Annotated in this window: 19 protein-coding genes and 1 tRNA gene; 7 read left to right on the forward strand and 13 right to left on the reverse strand. The window is 31.4% G+C overall.

Translation table 11 applies throughout. The features are described 5' to 3' along the window. Nucleotides 1–7 precede the first annotated feature (7 nt). Nucleotides 8–235, forward strand: coding sequence for a helix-turn-helix domain-containing protein (locus ACEWL1_RS04355; protein WP_409232057.1), 228 nt, complete (start codon nt 8–10; stop codon nt 233–235). A 39-nt stretch (nt 236–274) separates the two neighbouring features. On the opposite strand, the gene ACEWL1_RS04360 is transcribed toward ACEWL1_RS04355, so the two are convergent. From ACEWL1_RS04360 to ACEWL1_RS04375, 4 genes are read right to left on the reverse strand one after another with little or no spacing between them, the layout of a single operon-like run. Then, a complete protein-coding gene (locus ACEWL1_RS04360) occupies nt 275–1,036 on the reverse strand; it encodes a UDP-2,3-diacylglucosamine diphosphatase (RefSeq protein ID WP_409232058.1) in 762 nt (253 codons plus the stop codon). An 18-nt stretch (nt 1,037–1,054) separates the two neighbouring features. Then, on the reverse strand, nt 1,055–2,656 hold the full coding sequence (locus ACEWL1_RS04365; protein WP_409232059.1) for a S41 family peptidase: 1,602 nt from the start codon (nt 2,654–2,656) through the stop codon (nt 1,055–1,057). After that, nucleotides 2,646–3,071 (reverse strand): deoxycytidylate deaminase, encoded by a 426-nt coding sequence (locus ACEWL1_RS04370; RefSeq protein WP_409232060.1) that lies wholly within the window; start codon nt 3,069–3,071, stop codon nt 2,646–2,648. Before ACEWL1_RS04370 ends, ACEWL1_RS04365 begins: the two co-directional genes overlap by 11 nt. Before the next feature lie 43 nt (nt 3,072–3,114). Then, complete coding sequence (locus tag ACEWL1_RS04375; protein WP_409232061.1) at nt 3,115–3,696, reverse strand: HupE/UreJ family protein; 582 nt, start codon at nt 3,694–3,696, stop codon at nt 3,115–3,117. 127 nt (nt 3,697–3,823) lie between these two features. Between ACEWL1_RS04375 and ACEWL1_RS04380 the strand changes: the two genes are divergently transcribed. Beyond that, nucleotides 3,824–5,182, forward strand: a complete 1,359-nt coding sequence (locus tag ACEWL1_RS04380) for a Gfo/Idh/MocA family protein (RefSeq protein WP_409232062.1) — start codon at nt 3,824–3,826, stop codon at nt 5,180–5,182. A gap of 49 nt (nt 5,183–5,231) precedes the next feature. Here the strand turns inward: ACEWL1_RS04380 and ACEWL1_RS04385 are convergent. Then, a tRNA-Leu gene (locus tag ACEWL1_RS04385) sits at nt 5,232–5,313 on the reverse strand. Between the two features lie 123 nt (nt 5,314–5,436). Between ACEWL1_RS04385 and ACEWL1_RS04390 the strand changes: the two genes are divergently transcribed. The 3 genes from ACEWL1_RS04390 to pth all read left to right on the forward strand — a co-directional run bounded on the left by ACEWL1_RS04390 (nt 5,437) and on the right by pth (nt 7,650). Continuing rightward, complete coding sequence (locus ACEWL1_RS04390; protein ID WP_409232063.1) at nt 5,437–6,378, forward strand: ribose-phosphate pyrophosphokinase; 942 nt, start codon at nt 5,437–5,439, stop codon at nt 6,376–6,378. Nucleotides 6,379–6,402: 24 nt separating this feature from the next. After that, nucleotides 6,403–7,017 carry a 50S ribosomal protein L25/general stress protein Ctc gene (locus tag ACEWL1_RS04395; protein ID WP_409232064.1) on the forward strand — a complete coding sequence of 205 codons (615 nt, stop codon included), beginning with the start codon at nt 6,403–6,405 and terminating at the stop codon, nt 7,015–7,017. Between the two features lie 66 nt (nt 7,018–7,083). Next, entirely contained in the window at nt 7,084–7,650 is a 567-nt protein-coding gene (pth, locus tag ACEWL1_RS04400; RefSeq protein ID WP_409232065.1) for an aminoacyl-tRNA hydrolase, read from the forward strand. A gap of 74 nt (nt 7,651–7,724) precedes the next feature. On the opposite strand, the gene ACEWL1_RS04405 is transcribed toward pth, so the two are convergent. The 3 genes from ACEWL1_RS04405 to ACEWL1_RS04415 form a co-directional block, all read right to left on the reverse strand. Beyond that, the gene (locus tag ACEWL1_RS04405; RefSeq protein WP_409232066.1) at nt 7,725–8,174 is read right to left on the reverse strand and encodes a 6-pyruvoyl trahydropterin synthase family protein; all 450 of its coding nucleotides are present in this window, start codon (nt 8,172–8,174) and stop codon (nt 7,725–7,727) included. 95 nt (nt 8,175–8,269) lie between these two features. Further along, nucleotides 8,270–9,037: an enoyl-CoA hydratase/isomerase family protein gene (locus tag ACEWL1_RS04410; protein ID WP_409232067.1), complete on the reverse strand. Its 768-nt coding sequence runs from the start codon at nt 9,035–9,037 to the stop codon at nt 8,270–8,272. A 24-nt stretch (nt 9,038–9,061) separates the two neighbouring features. Next, nucleotides 9,062–10,396, reverse strand: coding sequence for an MATE family efflux transporter (locus ACEWL1_RS04415; RefSeq protein ID WP_409232068.1), 1,335 nt, complete (start codon nt 10,394–10,396; stop codon nt 9,062–9,064). Between the two features lie 119 nt (nt 10,397–10,515). On the opposite strand from ACEWL1_RS04415, the gene ACEWL1_RS04420 reads away from it, so the two are divergent. Next, the gene (locus ACEWL1_RS04420) at nt 10,516–11,310 is read left to right on the forward strand and encodes a universal stress protein (RefSeq protein ID WP_409232069.1); all 795 of its coding nucleotides are present in this window, start codon (nt 10,516–10,518) and stop codon (nt 11,308–11,310) included. Nucleotides 11,311–11,312: 2 nt separating this feature from the next. Here ACEWL1_RS04420 and ACEWL1_RS04425 read toward each other — a convergent pair whose 3' ends face one another. Next, entirely contained in the window at nt 11,313–14,051 is a 2,739-nt protein-coding gene (locus tag ACEWL1_RS04425; RefSeq protein ID WP_409232070.1) for a PD-(D/E)XK nuclease family protein, read from the reverse strand. Nucleotides 14,052–14,131: 80 nt separating this feature from the next. Between ACEWL1_RS04425 and ACEWL1_RS04430 the strand changes: the two genes are divergently transcribed. After that, on the forward strand, nt 14,132–14,908 hold the full coding sequence (locus tag ACEWL1_RS04430) for an amidohydrolase (RefSeq protein ID WP_409232071.1): 777 nt from the start codon (nt 14,132–14,134) through the stop codon (nt 14,906–14,908). Nucleotides 14,909–14,936: 28 nt separating this feature from the next. Here the strand turns inward: ACEWL1_RS04430 and ACEWL1_RS04435 are convergent, their stop codons facing one another. The 4 genes from ACEWL1_RS04435 to ACEWL1_RS04450 form a co-directional block, all read right to left on the reverse strand. Further along, nucleotides 14,937–15,920 carry an acyl-ACP desaturase gene (locus ACEWL1_RS04435; protein WP_409232072.1) on the reverse strand — a complete coding sequence of 328 codons (984 nt, stop codon included), beginning with the start codon at nt 15,918–15,920 and terminating at the stop codon, nt 14,937–14,939. A gap of 4 nt (nt 15,921–15,924) precedes the next feature. Continuing rightward, nucleotides 15,925–16,653 (reverse strand): lysophospholipid acyltransferase family protein, encoded by a 729-nt coding sequence (locus ACEWL1_RS04440; protein WP_409232073.1) that lies wholly within the window; start codon nt 16,651–16,653, stop codon nt 15,925–15,927. Between the two features lie 48 nt (nt 16,654–16,701). Then, nucleotides 16,702–17,130, reverse strand: coding sequence for a hypothetical protein (locus ACEWL1_RS04445; protein WP_409232264.1), 429 nt, complete (start codon nt 17,128–17,130; stop codon nt 16,702–16,704). A gap of 102 nt (nt 17,131–17,232) precedes the next feature. After that, nucleotides 17,233–18,336, reverse strand: a complete 1,104-nt coding sequence (locus ACEWL1_RS04450; protein WP_409232074.1) for a hypothetical protein — start codon at nt 18,334–18,336, stop codon at nt 17,233–17,235. Nucleotide 18,337 lies beyond the last annotated feature (1 nt).

Here is an 18,337-nt window from a genome sequence, read left to right on the forward strand (position 1 = left end):
TAATGTTATGGAAAAAGAAAAACCTCAAAAGAAAGCTGCTAAAGTTTTAGAACGAATAATTGAGAAAAGACAAGAGTTAGGAATTACACAAAAGAGCTTAGCTCTTGATTTGTATTTATCTTCAAATGGGTATTTTAAAGTAGAAAAAGGATATACTAGTTTAAGTGTACTCCGATTATTAGAAATTGCTGAGGCGTTAAAAGCGAATCCGTGTGATTTTTTTGAAGACCTGTAAAAAGTTATACGATATCGTTTTTAAAAAATAAATTTGGAGTTAGTTATACTTCTTTAAAATAAGTTTGTTGTTTTCAAAAACACCATAGGTAAAATGACCAATCCAATCGCCTAAATTAATGTATTTGCTATTTTCTGATAACTGAATATCTAAAGGTAAATGTCTGTGACCAAATACAAAATAATCGTAGTGTTTGGTTTCTAATTTGCGTTTGCAATATTGTGCCAACCATTCGTTTTCTTCGCCTAAAAACACAGCATCTTCTTCGCCAGAAATCAATTTGTTTTTAACCGACATATATTGCCCTAATCGCATTCCTACATCTGGATGCAACCATTTAAACATCCATTGAAATAAGGGAAAAGTAAACACTTTTTTCATGCGTTTATACCCTTTGTCTCCCGGGCCCAAACCATCGCCATGACCAATCAATAAAGTAGTGTTGTTAAATGTAAATTCTTGAGGTTTGTGATAAACAGGAATGTTCAATTCTTTTTCAAAGTAATCTTTCATCCATAAATCGTGGTTTCCCACAAAAAAATAAATCGGAATTCCGCTGTCTTTTATTTCTGCTAATTTCCCTAAAACTCTTACAAATCCTTTTGGAACAACGGTTTTATATTCAAACCAAAAATCAAATAAATCGCCCAATAAAAAAATAGCAGCTGCATCATCTTTTATTTCGTCAAGCCAAGCAACAAATTTTTGTTCTCTCGGAAAACTAGCTTCTGCTGTTGGCGCTCCTAAATGCTGATCGGAAGCAAAGTATACTTTTTTGTTTTTTGGAATTTCAAGATTCATTGTCACAAAGAAACGGCATTAATTGTTACTTTCCAACTCTAACACTTTTTGCAGCATTTTATCATCAGATTGAATCACTCTATAAAAACCATCGTCGCCGTAAATTTGACTTGCAATGGTAGCTTTTAAATATTCTTTTATGGTTTGTTCAACTTTTTTTGAAGGTTTAAATCGTTTAGCATAACGTCTTCTAGAATCTTTTAAAGTACTGTTGATGTTTTCTAAATACTCGTTATATGGTTTGTTGATGTCATAATTTTCAATAAAATTATCTAAACTGTTTTTTGACAACTCTTTTCTGTTAACATCCACCAAATCAAAAGCAAAGTTCTGAATGGTATTAAAATAAAAAGTGTTTAAATAGGATGTTGTATCAACCGCAACAAAAACGTCGGGAATAATTCCGCCACCGCCATAAACAATCTTTCCTTTTGGCGTTGTAAACTTTAAAGAATCAACCACTTTTATGCTATCTTTATTTAGTAATTCTCCGTTTTCAATTCTATTATTTAAATCTCTAGAATAGTTTCTTTTTTTGCCTTTTTCGTACGGTTTTTGAATGGATCTACCAGTTGGTGTATAATAACGTGCAATTGTTAAACGCACAGCAGAACCATCGCCTAAATCTAATTCTTCTTGCACCAAACCTTTACCAAAAGAACGTCTTCCAATGGTTGTTCCTCTGTCATTATCTTGTAAAGCACCCGCAACAATTTCTGAAGCCGATGCAGAATTTTGGTCGATTAAAATATACAATCCGCCATTTTGAAAAGCGCCACGATTTGTTGCATGCGATTCATCTACATTGCCTTTATTATCTTTTGTGAAAACAATTAATTTTCCGTCTTCTAAAAATTCATCAACAATACTAGTTGCAATATCTACATATCCGCCACCATTTCCTCTAAGGTCTAACACTAAATCTGTCATTCCTCTTTCTTGAAGTGTTGTTAAAGCCGTTTTAAATTCTTTGTACGATGTTCTTGCAAAGCGCTCTAATTTAATATAACCAATAGAGTCATTTATCATATAAGAAACATCGACACTTTTAATGGCAACTTTTCCTCTTTTTATAGAAATTGTAAATAAAGAATCGTTCGATTTTCTATAAACTTGCAAATCAATAGTTGTGTTTGTTTTTCCTTTTAAAAATTTAGGAATGGCATTGGTATTGTATTTTTTACCAAATAAAGTATCTGTATTTGCCATTAAAATACGGTCTCCGGCTTTAATTCCTGCTTTAATACTTGGTCCACCTTTTATGGGTTGAATTACCGTAATAGAATCTTTTATCATTCTAAACTGAACACCAATTCCTACAAAATTACCTTGCATATTTTCAGTGATTTCTTGCAGGTTTTCTTTTGGAATGTATACAGAATGTGGATCTAATTTACCTAAGATTTGTGTAATTGCACCGTCTAATAAATTATCAGTATCTACACTATCTACATAATCTCTTTGGATGTAATCAATCAAGCGTTTTATTTTTACTTCGTTCGAAGATTTTTTTGCAAAGAAGCTGTTAGAGGAATTACTTCCATTAAAGAAAGTTCCTATTAAAACGCCAATTACAATTGCAAAAGCAAAGTAAAGTGGTAAATAATTTTTATCTTTCATTTGTTAACTGCATTAGTTCTACGCCTGCTTTTTCTAAGAATCGCAACCCTGTATCGTCTTTATAAGCATGTGCATACACAACTCTTTTTATTCCTGCTTGATGTATTAACTTACTACATTCTTTGCAGGGGGACATCGTTATGTACAATGTTGCTCCGTTACAAGATTGTGTAGAAGAAGCTACTTTTAATATAGCATTTGCTTCTGCGTGTAATACATACCATTTAGTGTAATTGTCTTCGTCTTCGCAAAAGTTTTCAAAACCAGTTGGCGTTCCGTTAAATCCGTCAGAAATAATCATTCTGTCTTTTACAATTAAAGCGCCAACTTGTTTGCGTTCGCAATGCGATAATTTTGCCCATTCTAGAGCCATTTTTATATAAGCAGTATCGTATTTATGTTGCTTTTTATTCATGTAGCTAATGTAGTTTCTTTTATAAAGTTGAAGCGTTAATTTTTTACCAAAAAACACGCTCTATCATCATTGGTATTACAAAACCAATTACAATAGACGAGGTAACCATAATCCAATCTCTTCTAGAAACTTTAAAAACCGAGTGCATTAAAGCACCAACAATTAAAATTCCTAAAACAATAATTACTTGCGACAGTTCTATTCCTAAGGCAAATTCTAATAAGGGCATTAATTTATCTTCTTCACGCCCAATCATCATTCTAAAATAATTAGAGAATCCTAAACCATGAATCAAGCCAAAAATTAAAGCAAAAATCAAGTTGATATTGTCTTTGCTGTTTGCTGTTTTTCCTAAATTAAAAATATTTACTACTCCGGTGATAAAAATAGTAACCGGAATTAAAAACTCTACAATTACAACATCAATTTTTAAAACTCCATACGCAGATAAGGCCAAAGTTAAGCTGTGTCCAATTGTAAATAATGTGATTAACCACAACACTTTTTTTAGTTGATAAAATTCAAAAATAACAGCGAGCGCAATTAAGAAAAGAATATGATCGTATGCAGAAAAATCTAACACATGATTTAGTCCCATTTTTACATATAAAAGAAATTCGTCCATTAAAAATATTTTTAGAAAATCAAATATATAAAAAAGATATGCTCAGTATTCTTAAACCTAAAATAATATTTATAAATTTGGAAGAGTTTGAAAATATTTTACACAATTATTAACTAATTAAAATAATATGAGTTCTAGAAGAGATTTTATAAAAAAATCGGCAATTATTGGTACAGGAATAGCCATGTCTCCAAGTTTATCTTTTGCATCAAACAATCCTTATAAAGAAGAAAAATTAAAGGTAGGATTAATTGGTGTTGGTTTGCGAGGAACCAATCACTTAAACAATGTGTTGTTAAGAGATGATGTTTTGGTCACTGCAATTTGTGATATTGATTCTAGAAGAATTAAAATGGCCTTAGATAGAATTGATAAAGCAGGAGAAAAAAAGCCTAAAATTTTTGGTAAAAACGATCTAGATTATAAGAATTTATTAGCATTAGATGATGTTGATGCTGTAATTATTTCTACACCTTGGTTGTGGCATACGCGTATGGCGAAAGACGCAATGTTGGCAGGAGTTTACGCAGGTTTAGAAGTTTCTGCGGCAAATACAATGGAAGAATGTTGGGATTTGGTAAACACACACGAAGAAACAGGAACGCATATGATGATTCTTGAAAACGTAAATTATCGTAGAGATGTTTTGGCTGTTTTAAACATGGTAAAGCAAAATGTATTTGGAGAATTGTTACATTTTAGATGTGGATATCAACACGATTTACGTTTTGTAAAATTTAATGACGGAAAATCTGCTTACGGAAAAGGAGTGGAGTTTGGAGAAAAAGGAATTTCAGAATCTGCTTGGAGAACACAACATTCATTATTAAGAAATGCAGATGTGTATCCAACACATGGAGTTGGACCAATGGCAATAATGTGTGATGTAAACAGAGGAAACCGATTTATGTCACTAACATCTCATGCAACAAAAGCAAGAGGATTAAACAAATATATTGTTGATAACGGAGGAAAAGAACATCCAAATGCAAAATTAAAATGGAAGCAAGGAGATATTATTACTTCAACTATAGAAACAACAAATGGCGAAACTATTATTGTAACTCACGATTGTAATTCGCCAAGACCGTATTCTTTAGGATTTAGAGTTCAAGGAACAGAAGGACTTTGGGAAAAAGATGGTGATAGAATGTATATTGAAGGAAAATCGGAGCCACATCGTTGGGACGAATCTAAAGAATGGTTAGAAAAATACGATCATCCACTTTGGAAAAAATTTGGAGAACACGCACAAGGTGCTGGCCATGGCGGAATGGATTTCTTTGTGATTAATGCTTTTGTAGAATCGGCAAAACGTAATATTGCACCACCTTTAGATGCTTATGATGCTGCTGCTTGGAGCGCAATTACACCCCTTTCTGAAGCGTCAATTGAAAACAACGGAGCACCACAAGATTTTCCAGATTTTACACGCGGAATGTGGGTAAAACGCAAACCGTATAATTGGATGAAAGATTCGTATTAATAAAATTTAATAGAAATAAAAACCTCAACTTTTTAGTTGAGGTTTTTTGTACTCGAGGTGGGAATCGAACCCACACTCCCGAAAGAACTGGATTTTGAATCCAGCGCGTCTACCAATTCCGCCACTCGAGCAAAATATCGGATTGCAAATTTAAAAAATAAAATCAGTATTAAAGCAAAAAAAACAACTCATCTCATTAAATATTTTTATTTTTGCAGCACACAACACACTAACTTATAACAAAACACAACTAAATGCCTTCAAGTCAATTAAATCCAAAGATATTTGCCTGTTCTCAAAGTGTAGAATTAGCAGAAAAAATAGCCAAAGAATATGGCGTAGAATTAGGTAAAGTAACAGTGACTCATTTTAGTGATGGGGAATTTCAGCCAGCTTTTGAAGAATCTATACGTGGAAGACGCGTTTTTATTATAGGTTCTACGTTTCCAACAGCAGATAATTTGATGGAAATGTTGCTAATGATAGATGCTGCAAAAAGAGCATCGGCAAGACACGTAACTGCAGTAATGCCTTATTTTGGTTGGGCAAGGCAAGACAGAAAAGACAAACCAAGAGTTGCTATTGGCGCAAAATTAGTTGCTAATTTAATTCAAGCAGCGGGAGCAACAAGAATTATGACGATGGATTTACATGCAGATCAAATTCAAGGGTTTTTTGAAAAACCAGTAGATCATTTATTTGCATCAACAATTTTTTTACCTTACGTAAAATCACTTGGACTAGAAGATTTAATGATTGCATCTCCAGATATGGGTGGATCTAAAAGAGCGTATGCATATTCTAAATACTTAGATTCTGATGTAGTAATTTGTTATAAGCAACGTAAAAAAGCCAACGTAATTTCTCATATGGAATTGATTGGTGAAGTAACGGGTAAAGATGTAATTTTGGTTGATGATATGATTGATACCGGAGGAACACTAGCTAAAGCTGCCGATTTAATGATGGAAAGAGGCGCGAAAAGTGTCCGAGCAATTTGTACACATCCATTGCTTTCTGGAACAGCAATTGAACGTATAGAAAAGTCAAGTTTAATCGAATTAATAGTGTCTGATACAATTCCTTTAAAAAGGACAAGTTCTAAAATAAAAGTTGTATCTTGCGCCCCTTTATTCGCAGATGTTATGCACAAAGTCCAAGACAATACTAGCATCAGCGGACAATTTTTAATGTAAACAAATAATAATTAAATAAAAGTAATGAAATCAATTACAATCAAAGGATCTCAAAGAGAAAGCGTAGGTAAAGTAGCAACGAAAGCCTTACGTAATGCTGGTCAGGTTCCTTGCGTTATATACGGAGGAGACAAACCATTGCATTTTTCAGCAGCAGAAATTGCATTTAAAAATCTTGTGTATACTCCAAACGTTTATACAGCAACGATTGAATTAGATGGTAAGAAAATAGCCGCTATTTTACAAGACATTCAGTTTCATCCAGTAACAGATAAAATCTTACATATAGATTTTTATCAATTATTTGATGATAAAGAAGTTACTATGGAAATCCCTGTACATTTAGTAGGGAAAGCACCGGGTGTTTTAAACGGAGGATCTTTACGTTTCCCAAAACGAAAATTAAGAGTAAAAGCATTACCAGGAAATTTGCCAGATTTTTTCAATGCAGATATTTCTAAATTGAAAATTGGAAGTAAGTTATTTGTTACAGATATTGATAGTAATAACTGTACATTTTTACATCCAGCAAACACAGTTGTTGTACAAGTAAGAATGTCTCGTAATGCAACTGCAGAAATCGAGGAGGATGAAGAAGAAACTGAAGCAGAAGGAGAAGCTCCAGCAGCAACAGAATAGATATAAAATATTCTAAATATTAAAAAAGCGTTACTTATTGTAGCGCTTTTTTTATTTTTGTAAAATATGAAGAAATTTTTAATTGTTGGTTTAGGGAATATCGGAGAAAAATATGAGAATACGCGTCATAATATTGGCTTCAAAATACTAGATGAATTGGCAAAAGATTTTAAAACTACTTTTGAAACGGATAAATTAGGAGACATTGCTGATTTTCGTTTTAAAGGAAGAACTTTTATTCTGCTAAAACCAAGCACATACATGAATTTGAGCGGAAAAGCAGTTAAATATTGGATGGATAAAGAGAAAATATCCATAGAAAATATTTTAATTGTTACAGATGATTTAAATATCGATTTTGGAACCATCAGATTAAAAGGGAAAGGTTCTGCTGGCGGACATAATGGATTGAAAGATATTCAAGAAAAATTAAATACAACTACGTATCCACGATTCCGATTTGGAGTTGGCGCAGATTATTCTAAAGGAAGACAAGTAGATTTTGTGCTAAGTAAATGGAGCAAAGAAGAAGAAAGTCAATTGATAGAAAGATTGCCTGTTTCTTGTAATGTAATTACGTCTTTCGGAACTGTTGGAATGGCAAATACTATGAATACTTTTAACGGAAAGTGATATTTTTGTTAAAGTCTAAGCGAAGTATTTTAATAATTGTTACATTAAATTTTATTGTTTAATTATTAGATTGACTAGTTATCACTAGCAAACCATTCTGCAAATGAAGTTTCTGTTTCTTGCAAACGCAACGAAAATAAGTTGATGTTTTTTGGCAATCTCTTTTTAATTTTTGAAGCAAAATCAATCACCATCATTTCACTGGTTGGCTGATAATCAACCAAAATAACATGATGATCACGATCCTTTAATTCTTTTGCCAATTCGATATGTGGTGTGTTTTGGTTAAAAACTGTTGCATGATCAAATACATCAACAATTTCTTCTTTCACAATTTTTTTTAAGTCAGAAAAATCAATCACCATACCATATTTAACCTGAGAACTGTCTGATATTGGTTTTCCAATGACGGTTACAGAAAGTTTGTAAGAATGTCCATGAACATTTTTACACTTGCCATCATAACCATACAATGCATGACCGGTTTCAAAATTGAATTGTTTTGTAATTCTTATTGTGCTCATGTTATTATCTTTTCTTTGCTTTAAACTTGTTGTAAAAATACATGATTGCTAATACGATTGCCAATCCTAAAAATAAATAATCTCCGCCCATAATTTTATTTTTTAAATTTTGATAACGCTTTTTTTGTGAAATTAGAAAGCACTAATTTTCCAGTAATTTCTGCTCTTACTAGTAATAAGTTATTCCAGTTTTGCGTTCCTTCCCAAAGCACTTTTTTCATCTCTGTTATGGCATCTGGATTGTAAGAGGCTAATTTTTCTGCTAAAATTTCAGTCTCTTTCGTCAGTTCGTTTTTGGTTTCAAAGACTTTTGCAAACAATCCTTTTTCTTTTGCCCAATACGCATTTTTCCATTCTGTTGCTGCCAACGTTAATTCTGCCAAACCAGCAACGCCAATTTTTCTTTCAACAGCAGGAGCAATCACAAAAGGTCCGATTCCGATTGTTAATTCTGATAACTTTATTGAAGCAGCCTCGGTTGCCAACACATAATCACAGGCAGCAATGATTCCAACGCCACCTCCAACTGCTTTTCCTTGTACGCTTCCAATAATCAATTTAGAACAGGTTCGCATCGCGTTGATTACATTTGCAAATCCAGAAAAGAATTTTTTTCCGTCTTCAAAGTTATCAATGGCAACCAATTCATCAAAAGATGCGCCTGCACAAAATGCTTTTTCTCCTTCAGATTTTAAAATGATAACATTCACTTCATCCACCATAGAAATACGTTGCAACTCTTTTGTTAATCGATCTAATAAAACACTCGGAAACGAATTACTTGCCGGATGACCAAATTCTATTGTAGCAATTCTGTTTACAATATTGGTGTATAAACTTCCTTCAGTAGATTTCGTTGTCATAATATTGAGTATAAGTATTCAAATTTACTGCTTTTGTGCAAGTGGAGAAAACTTTCTGTTAAATTTAAAAAATAAAAAAATACCTCTAAAAAACATCCAAACCGTAAAGGCAATCCAAATAGCATACAATTTAAAGTTTAAAGAATCGAAAAGTAACAGAGTCGGAATAAAACCAACTAAGGTTGCAAAAATTAATACATTTCTCAAGTATTTCATTTCTCCTAAACCTTTAAAGATCCCATCAAAAATAAAGGTCATAGCACACAATGGTTGCATCACTAAAATGACCCAAAACACTAGATAAAATTGTTCTAAAACAGCGGTTTCTTTGGTAAATAGTGTTCCGATTGACTTGTAGAAAATAACTCCTAAAAGAATAAAAGTACTCCCCAAAACAAAGGCGTATTTTAATAATTTTCTATTCAGTTTGATGAGAGTTTTATAATCTTTCTGACCCAATAACTTTCCCGATAAAATATTACCAACACTAGAGTATCCATCAATCATAAAAGCACCTAATAACCATAAATTTAAACCGATAATATAAGCCGCAATATATTCTTTGCCATAAGAAGTTGCATAGGCCGTTCCAAAATACAAGGCCAAGTTTAAAGCCAATGTCCTAATAAATAAATTGAATATCATACCTAGTAATCGGTTTATTTCTGGATGTACTGGTAAGATAATTTTTAAAGGAATTGTGGTTTTTTTCAATAACAAAATTGCAGATAAAACTGCCATTGTAATTTGCGCAATTACACTCGCATACGCTGCGCCTTTTATATACATTGCAGGTATAATGTCTGAAAACCCGTACACAAAAAGATAATCTAAAATAATGTTTAATATTGCGCCAGTGATTGCAATAATCATTGGGTAATAAGTGTTTTGTAAGCCTCTAAAAACTCCAAAAACTGCAAAGGTAAAAAGTGTAAATGGAAAGCCTAAAATCCGAATATTAAAATATTCAACACAGTATTCTAAAATAACACCAGAAGCATTGTAAAATTTAAAAATGACTTCTGAAAACGGGTACGAAATAGCTATTACGAATACACTGAGTACAACAACAATTGTTATAGCTTGTGCTGGCAAGGATTTTATTTCACCTAATTTATTAGCTCCTAAATATTGAGAAATGATGGAAGAAATAGCGCTTCTAATTTGACCAAAAACCCAAACTAACATAGAAATAAACGCGCCCACAATTCCAACTGCGGCCAAAGATTCTATCGCATTGTTTTCTATATTTCCAATGATTGCCGTATCGGTAATAGAAAGTAGTGGTTCTGCAATTCCGGCAACCAAAGCAGGAAAAGCCAATTTATTTATTTTTTTTAAGCTAATATCTGTTTTCAAAATCGCTTCAAAAATACTACTATTAATGTTCTTATAAATGATAAAAAAGAGAGATTTAAGAAAGTGCTTTTGCAGTTCATTTATTTTGTGTAATTTTCTCTAATCATAAAAAACCTTACATGAAAAATATACTTGTTCCAATCGGTTCTTCAGAAAACTCAATAAACACCTTGCAATATGCCATTGATTTAGCTTGCGAAATAGATGCAAATATTTTTGTGCTTAGGGCATATAATGTACAACCAAAAGCAGGAACAATTATAAATATTGATGGAATTTTAGAGCGTGAATCTAATTTGTACATGCGTTCTATAATTAATGCTGCAAATAGAAAAGGAAAAGATATTCAATTAATTACTGCGAAAGGAAATGTGTTAGATTCTATAGAATCTGTACAAAAAGAAATAGGAGTCGATTTAATTGTAATGGGGCCAAAAAGCAATTCTATAAAAGAAGAAGTTTTTTTAGGAAGCACTTCTGGTAGTGTTGTAAAACAATCTAATATTCCTGTTTTAATTATTCCAGAAGCTTATGTTTTTAAACCAGTTAACTCTGTTTTAACAGCTTTTAAAACAGGTATTGTAAACAAAAAGGATGTTTTAAAACCTTTACAATTTATAAAGGATAAATTCAATCCCGTGATTAATTTATTGTTGGTTAAAACACCAAGTTATACAGATGAAGATTTGATTTTAGATTCAGCATTAGAGAGTTTACAATCTTCGTTAACAATTACAGAAAACGCCACTACTTTTCAAGGAGTTTTAGAACATTTTCAATCTCATCAACCAGATATGTTGTGTGTTTTTAGACGTAAAAGGGGATTTTTCACAAAGCTGTGGGAAAAGAATACAATTCTAAAAGAAGAGTTTCATTGTAATGTTCCTTTATTAGTTTTAGGAGGGAAGCAATAACTTTACACACTGTGTTTTTCATGTACCTTTTCGATAAACGGAATTGAAATATCAAAAATTTCTTTGATGATTTCTTTGATTGAAATCATAAAATCAGCAATTCTTTCTTCTGTAATTTCGTAGTCTTTTTTACCAAAATCAACTTTTATCAATCCGCTTTTAAGGTTCTTAAAAGAAATGATTCCGCTTTCAATTTTTGCGTGCGTTGCATTGCTTTTAGAATACATATAACCGTACAACAACACCTGAATTGCTTTGCTATATTTTTCGTCTGCAATAGTAGAAACATCTTTTACTTTTAAATTGGCAGCTTCTACTTTACCAGTTTTGTAATCGATAATTCTTGTAACGCCATTTAACTCATCAATTCGGTCAACTTGTCCTTTAATTTTAATTGGAAAGTCAAAACCATCAATTTCTAAAGAGGTTTCTAGATTTTCTTCGGTGGCAATAATTTTTAATTGATTTTTTTCTGAAACCAATTGCTTTTCGTTTTCTAAAAACCGGTTGACATAATCTTTAGAAACTTCAAAAATCAACCTATTTTTTCCAGTGAAAATATCAGAATTATGAAAGTGTTTTTTAAAGTAAAACGAAACCAAATCATCTACTTTAGCAAACATGTCTTTAAAGTTTTCTAACTTAAGATAATTGTTAATATAGGGTTGATACAAAGCGTCTAACGTATCGTGAATAATTGTCCCCATGGTGTTAGAAGCAACAGTTTCTTCGACTTCGTTATATTCTTTTAGTTTTAATATTTTTTGTGTGTAAAACTGATATGGATTGTATAAATATCCAGTCAATGCAGAAGGAGAAAACCCATTTTTTGCAACTTCTTCTAGCGTAGAAATTATTTCAGGTGTCTTTTCTATTACTTTAAGTTCGGTTTTTTCTGTGGTTACTTTCGGACTTATTTGATGTTCTTTAATTCCGTTTTTTAGATGCAATAATTGTGTAATAAACCTGCTTTTTTCTCCGCTTCCAAAAGTGTCACTTTCAGAATTGTATAATAAGTATATATTTTTTGCACGTTGCAATAATCTAAAGAAATGATACGAAAAAATAGCATCTTTTTCTCTGTATGTTGGCAAACCAAATTCGATTTTTACATCAAACGGAATAAAGGTGTTTTGCGAACTGTTTTTTGGTAAAATATTTTCATTTACAGACGTTATAATTACATTTTCAAAATCCAATACGCGCGTTTCTAACATTCCCATTAACTGCAATCCTTGTAGTGGTTCACCTTTAAAAGAAATAGATTCTGTGTTTAATAATTGATTGAATAATTGATGAATGGTTTTAAATGTTTTTAGAAAATGATATTCGTTTTGAAAGGTTTGCAATTGCGAAAAAATAGTATAAAATCGAAATAAATATTCTTTTTCTAAAGGCGCTGCTTTTTCTTTTAAAAGGACAATTAAATTCAAAATTCGGTTGATAAAATCTTGGCTGTTTTCAATCTGGTTAAAAACATCAACTACAACATCTTTTGTAGATTTTTCTAAAGGCAATAAAAAAGATTCAATTTGATTTTTACTGATAAATGCATCGTTGTCTTCTGCTATTTTTAGAGAAATTTTGTCTAATAGATTTTTTCCGTTTTCAATTAATAAAGGCTGAATGGCAGCATGTTTAAAAAATTGCAATACATCTTTGTAATAAAACTGTGCTGCTTGTGTTCTATTCAATTTTTCTTGCGTTAAAAACAACTGGAAAATAGCTAAAAATAACGAAGTAGTCGGAATATCTTTTAGCGGATAACCCATGGTAATATTTACCGCTTCAACCTTTATTGGCAATGAATTTAATGTGATTGGTAACAAACTTTCGTCAGCCAAAACATAGGCAGTTTTGTTGTGATTTGGTAATTTATTGATAAGTTCTCCAGCATATTTAATTTGAGTGGTGTTTTTTGAAGCGCCAATAACTTCAATGTTTTTTTCCAATTCAAAATTCGATGAGACTGTAGCAATCGGGTTGTTGATGTAATATTTCCATTCAGATTTATATTTCCTGATGAATGTTCCTGCTTGATGTTTGTTTTTTAAAAAAGCACTATCAATATCCCAATACACATCCATATTTCCTGCAGACAACAATTCTTGAAATAAATATTCTTCGGATTTGTTTAGCGCATTAAAACCCATAAAAACATACTTTTTATGTTTGTTTTTTTCGATATAAGTTTCAATGTTTTTAGTGGCTTCTCTGTAAATTAAACCTTGATAACCAATTTTCTTTTCCAGTAAAAATGTATAAAATTCGGTGTAGTAAACTTCTAATTTTTCTAAAAAAGAAAAATGATTTTTCACCATTTTTGTTTCTTCAAAAGGCTTTTTAACAGACCAATTTTTTAAACGCTGAATATCTCTTAAATACGGAAATATCTCTTTAGGATTGATTAAATGTTGATCTACTTCGTTAAAATCCTGCACAACTGTAAATGCCCAAGAAATAAAAGTCTCAAAATCTTCTGGCTCAGCTTCTATTTTTTTATACACAGCATAAAAATGAAATAATAACTGAATAGAATCCACTTTATGCAATCCAGAAACTTCTTCAATAAATTGTTCTATATTAAAGATAGTTGGTAAAAAACCGACATTAATAGTTTCCTTTAAAGCTTCTTTTACAAAAACGCCTGCTCTTTGCGACGGTAACACAAAAATGGTGTTTTCAAACGATTTTTGTTTCGTTAAAACGGAGTGTAATGTTTCTGTAATAAAAGTCTGCATTTTTAGGAAGCCAATTTTTAGAACAAACAATGTACAAAAAGAACCTATTATTTTTATTATATTGTTAGAAAATTATTTTTATGCAAACCGATTTACAAATAGCCATTATTCAGAAAGATTTAGTTTGGGAAAACGTCAAGGAAAACAAGGCTAAACTAGATGTTTTATTGGGAGATCTTCAGAATGTTGATGTCATAATTTTACCAGAAATGTTTACAACGGGTTTTTCTATGAAACCAAAACCTTTGGCAGAAAAAATGAATGGAGAAACTGTTGGTTGGATGCAACAAAAAGCAGCATATTTTGATGCAGCAATTGTTGGAAGTATCATCATAAATGAAAAAGGAAGATACTATAATAGAATGTTATTTGTGCATCCAAATGGTAACATTGAACATTATGATAAACGACACACGTTTACCTTGGCAGGAGAGCATAAAGAATATGCTTCTGGGGTTTCTAAATTGATTGTTACTTATAAAGACTGGAAAATTTGCCCTTTAATTTGTTACGATTTGCGTTTTCCGGTTTGGTCTAGAAATGTAGAAAGTTATGATTTATTAATTTATGTTGCAAGTTGGCCAAAGCCAAGAATTAACGCTTGGCAAACACTTCTTAAGGCACGTGCAATTGAAAACATGAGTTATTGTGTTGGTGTAAATAGAGTTGGTGTAGATGCAAATGCATATGAATACAATGGTGATTCTATGGCAGTTGATTTCTTAGGGAATGAAATTACCGAAGTTGTAGAAAATGAAGAGAAAATTATCTACGCAACATTAAGTAAAAATGAATTGATACACCTTAGAACAAAATTACCTTTCTTAGATGATAAAGATCAGTTTGCTATCAACTAAAAAAAGAGCCTTAAAAAGGCTCTTTTTTTTATACTACTGGATTCATCCATTTAAAGTTGTATTTTGTATCTGGAACAACAATTCTTTCTGTAATTCGATACATTCTTTCGGGTAGTTTTAACAACCAATCTCTTGCTTTTTCTGCTTCTGGAGTTAAATCAGTTATTTTGTCAATTTCCCAAGTAGTATTTAGCTTCTTTAAAATATCTACATAATCAAAACCTGTATATACACCAACTCTTTGTGCTACCGTTGAGAATTGATCAAAAACACTTCCTTTTTCTCCGAAAGATTCTCTTAAATGCATTGCAGGCATTACAATCTTGTGCTTCATCATGTGTTGAAAAGCCAACATCATTTCACTAGGATCTATTTTAAAAATTTCTTTAACAAACTCTGCATATGCAATATGATGGCGCATCTCATCACCAGCAATAATTTTAGACATTTTAGCCAACGCTTTATGTCCTTTTTTACGTGCAATTTTAGCCACATTATTATGTGAAATATACGTAGCTAATTCTTGAAAACTTGTGTAAATGAAGTTTTTATATGGATCTGTCGCAGTTCCAATATCAAATCCATCAGCGATTAAATGTTGCGTAGTAATTTCTACTTCTCGCATATTTACTCTTCCCGATAAATACAAGTATTTATTCAATACATCTCCGTGTCTATTCTCTTCAGAAGTCCAAGCTCTAATCCACTTTGCCCAACCATTATCAGGTTGTTGAGAAACACCGTCTAAATCTAATAACCAAGATTCGTAGGTTGGCAATGCTTCTTCAGTAATAGTGTCTCCAACTAAAACCACCCAAAAATCATCATCTAATTCTTTAGAAATTTCTTGAATTTCTTTTACTTCATCGATAAAAGTGTCTTTTTGAGAATTGGGTAAAAAATCTGTTGGTTGCCAAATTTTTTCTGGTGTTATTAAAAATTTATCTACAAAAGTATCAATGTTTTTTTCTAGAGTAAGCATTACTTCTCTTCTAATATTATGTATAGACATATTGTTATTTTATATGTGAAATTATTTGTGATTCTGTTTCTTTTATTAAGTCTTCAAAAGGCAAAGAATCTATTTTTATAGGTTTGTGAATTGTAAAAGTAATCGGACTTCCTAATCCAAAAGGATACTTTCCATATTTAAAAACTTTCCAAGAATTGTTTATGGTAACCGGAACAATATAGCCATCTTTATTGTATTTGGTAATCATTTTTAAGCCGTTTGTAGAAAATGGTTTTGGTTTTCCAGTTCTACTTCTTGTTCCTTCTGGGAAAATAATTGCTCCCCATTTATTTTTGTTGATGTTTTTAGAAAACCTTCCAAGTTCTGTTAATGCTTGTTTTGCATCCTTTCTATTGATTAAAGCAGCTCCTCCGTTTCGTAAATTAAAGGACACACTCGGAATTCCTTTTCCTAATTCAATTTTAGCCACAAATTTTGGGTGATTTTTTCTAAAAAACCATCCAAAAGGAGGGATGTCAAATGTACTTTGATGATTAGATACAAAAATAACAGATGTGTTTTCTGGAATTTTGTATACATTCTTTATGCGAACTACAATGCCTAGTATTAATAATGATTTTACTAGAAAAAAGTTCAATACATCAACAACAAATTTATGTCCTTTGTATCCAAATAAACGCAACCCAATCCATTGTAAAGGATGAAAGGTTATTAATAATCCAAAAAATGCTAATGCAAAAATTGGAGATAAAAGATGACTTAGTAATTTCATTTTTATTATTTTAAAAAAAAACCTAAGAAAACTTAGGATGATTTATTTTTAAAATTGAAACCATTGATTCCAAGGGATTCTTGCTAAGATTAATATTAGGGCAAGTCCGTAAAAGATGGTAAAGGTTTTAAATTTAGCAGCGTCTTCTGATTTTTTTTTATGTTTAGACCAACCAATCGTAATCAACACAATAGCGATTACCATTATTAAAGGGTGTTCTATAGCTAATAATCTTGAAGTTGAGTCTCCCATTACAATAGAACTATCTGCTTTTAATGCTTTATATGCAGGGCTCATAAAGTACCAACCTAAACCTATTAATAATTGAATATGAGAGATAATTAATGTGAATAAGCCAACACGAACATCTTTATCTGTAAATTTTTTCTTTTGGGATAATCCTATAAAAGCATTTACAACCGCTAATAACAACATTAATAGTACTAAATATGCCCAATATGAGTGAATTTCTTTCATCATGATTACTTCGTTTTTAGTTTATGTAAATGTACTAATTTTAATCAAAAAAAAACCACCTCAATTGAGGTGGTTTTTTAAAATAGTAAAATTATTTTGATATTATTGTTTAACGTAAGCTCCGTTAGTTTTAATAACAGCTAATTGCCATACTCCGTTAGCTCCATTATAAATGTTGTAAGAAACAATATATTTTTGTCCTTCAGCATCATTTGGAAAGTTGTTTAATAAGATGGTATTTATTTTACTAATACGTACACTTTCATCTTCTTCATCTTTACCAGCTCTAACATCAAAATTTCCGTAACGACCATTACCAACTAAAGTATAATCTGCGCCAGTTAAAGTATATTTAATTGTATTATCTGGAACCCAGTTTGTACCATTATGTCCAAACTTAATTGTTTCATTAATGATGTTATCATAATTAGACCAGTTTACACCGTCAAAGATTACGTAGGTTACAAAACTGTATACAGTTTTGTCGTCTGTTCTACCATCCTCATCAACATCTTGAGTATCTGTCACATATAATTTGTACATAATGCCTTCAATATCTCCAGCTTTTTTGTTTTCATATTGAAATTTAGTACCTGCATACACTGGAATTTTTTGTAATGCTTCTGTTTCACTATCAAATTGAGCTCTAGCTTCTCCCATTGCAGTGTATTCAGCATCCGTAATTCCGGTAGCCATTTCCCATTTCCCATTTACAATTATAAACCCATTTTCTAAGGTTTTTGTTGTGCCAGCGTAATATTCATAGGTTAGATTAACCAACATTCTATCTGGTGCTGCAGGATATTTTGAGTCTAAAAAATCAGAAATATCAGAATAACTATCAAAGTTTCCATATGTATGTCCACCAGCGACATAATCTGCAGGGGTAACTTCATATATTTTTAAACTTTTTTCAGTTCTTTTAGGGTTGTATAACTTAAAAGTTACAGCCGCTAAAGATTCTTTACCCCAAACAGGGAATTTTTTTGACAAAAAGCTAGGTAATTTAGTTTTAGCATCATCTAATGAACTAAAATTCCCAAAACTTAAACCTAAATCAGTATAATCTGCGTCTGTTAACGTGAAAACTGCTTCACCAGAAATAACGGTTGCATTAGCATCTAATTCTTCATAGATATCTTCCAATGGGTTACAAGAAGTAAATACCATTGAAAATACTGTTAATAATAAAAATATTTTTTTCATG

It is taken from the genome of Polaribacter gochangensis, from assembly GCF_046224025.1.
In the GTDB taxonomy this organism is placed as follows: Bacteria; Bacteroidota; Bacteroidia; order Flavobacteriales; family Flavobacteriaceae; genus Polaribacter; species Polaribacter gochangensis.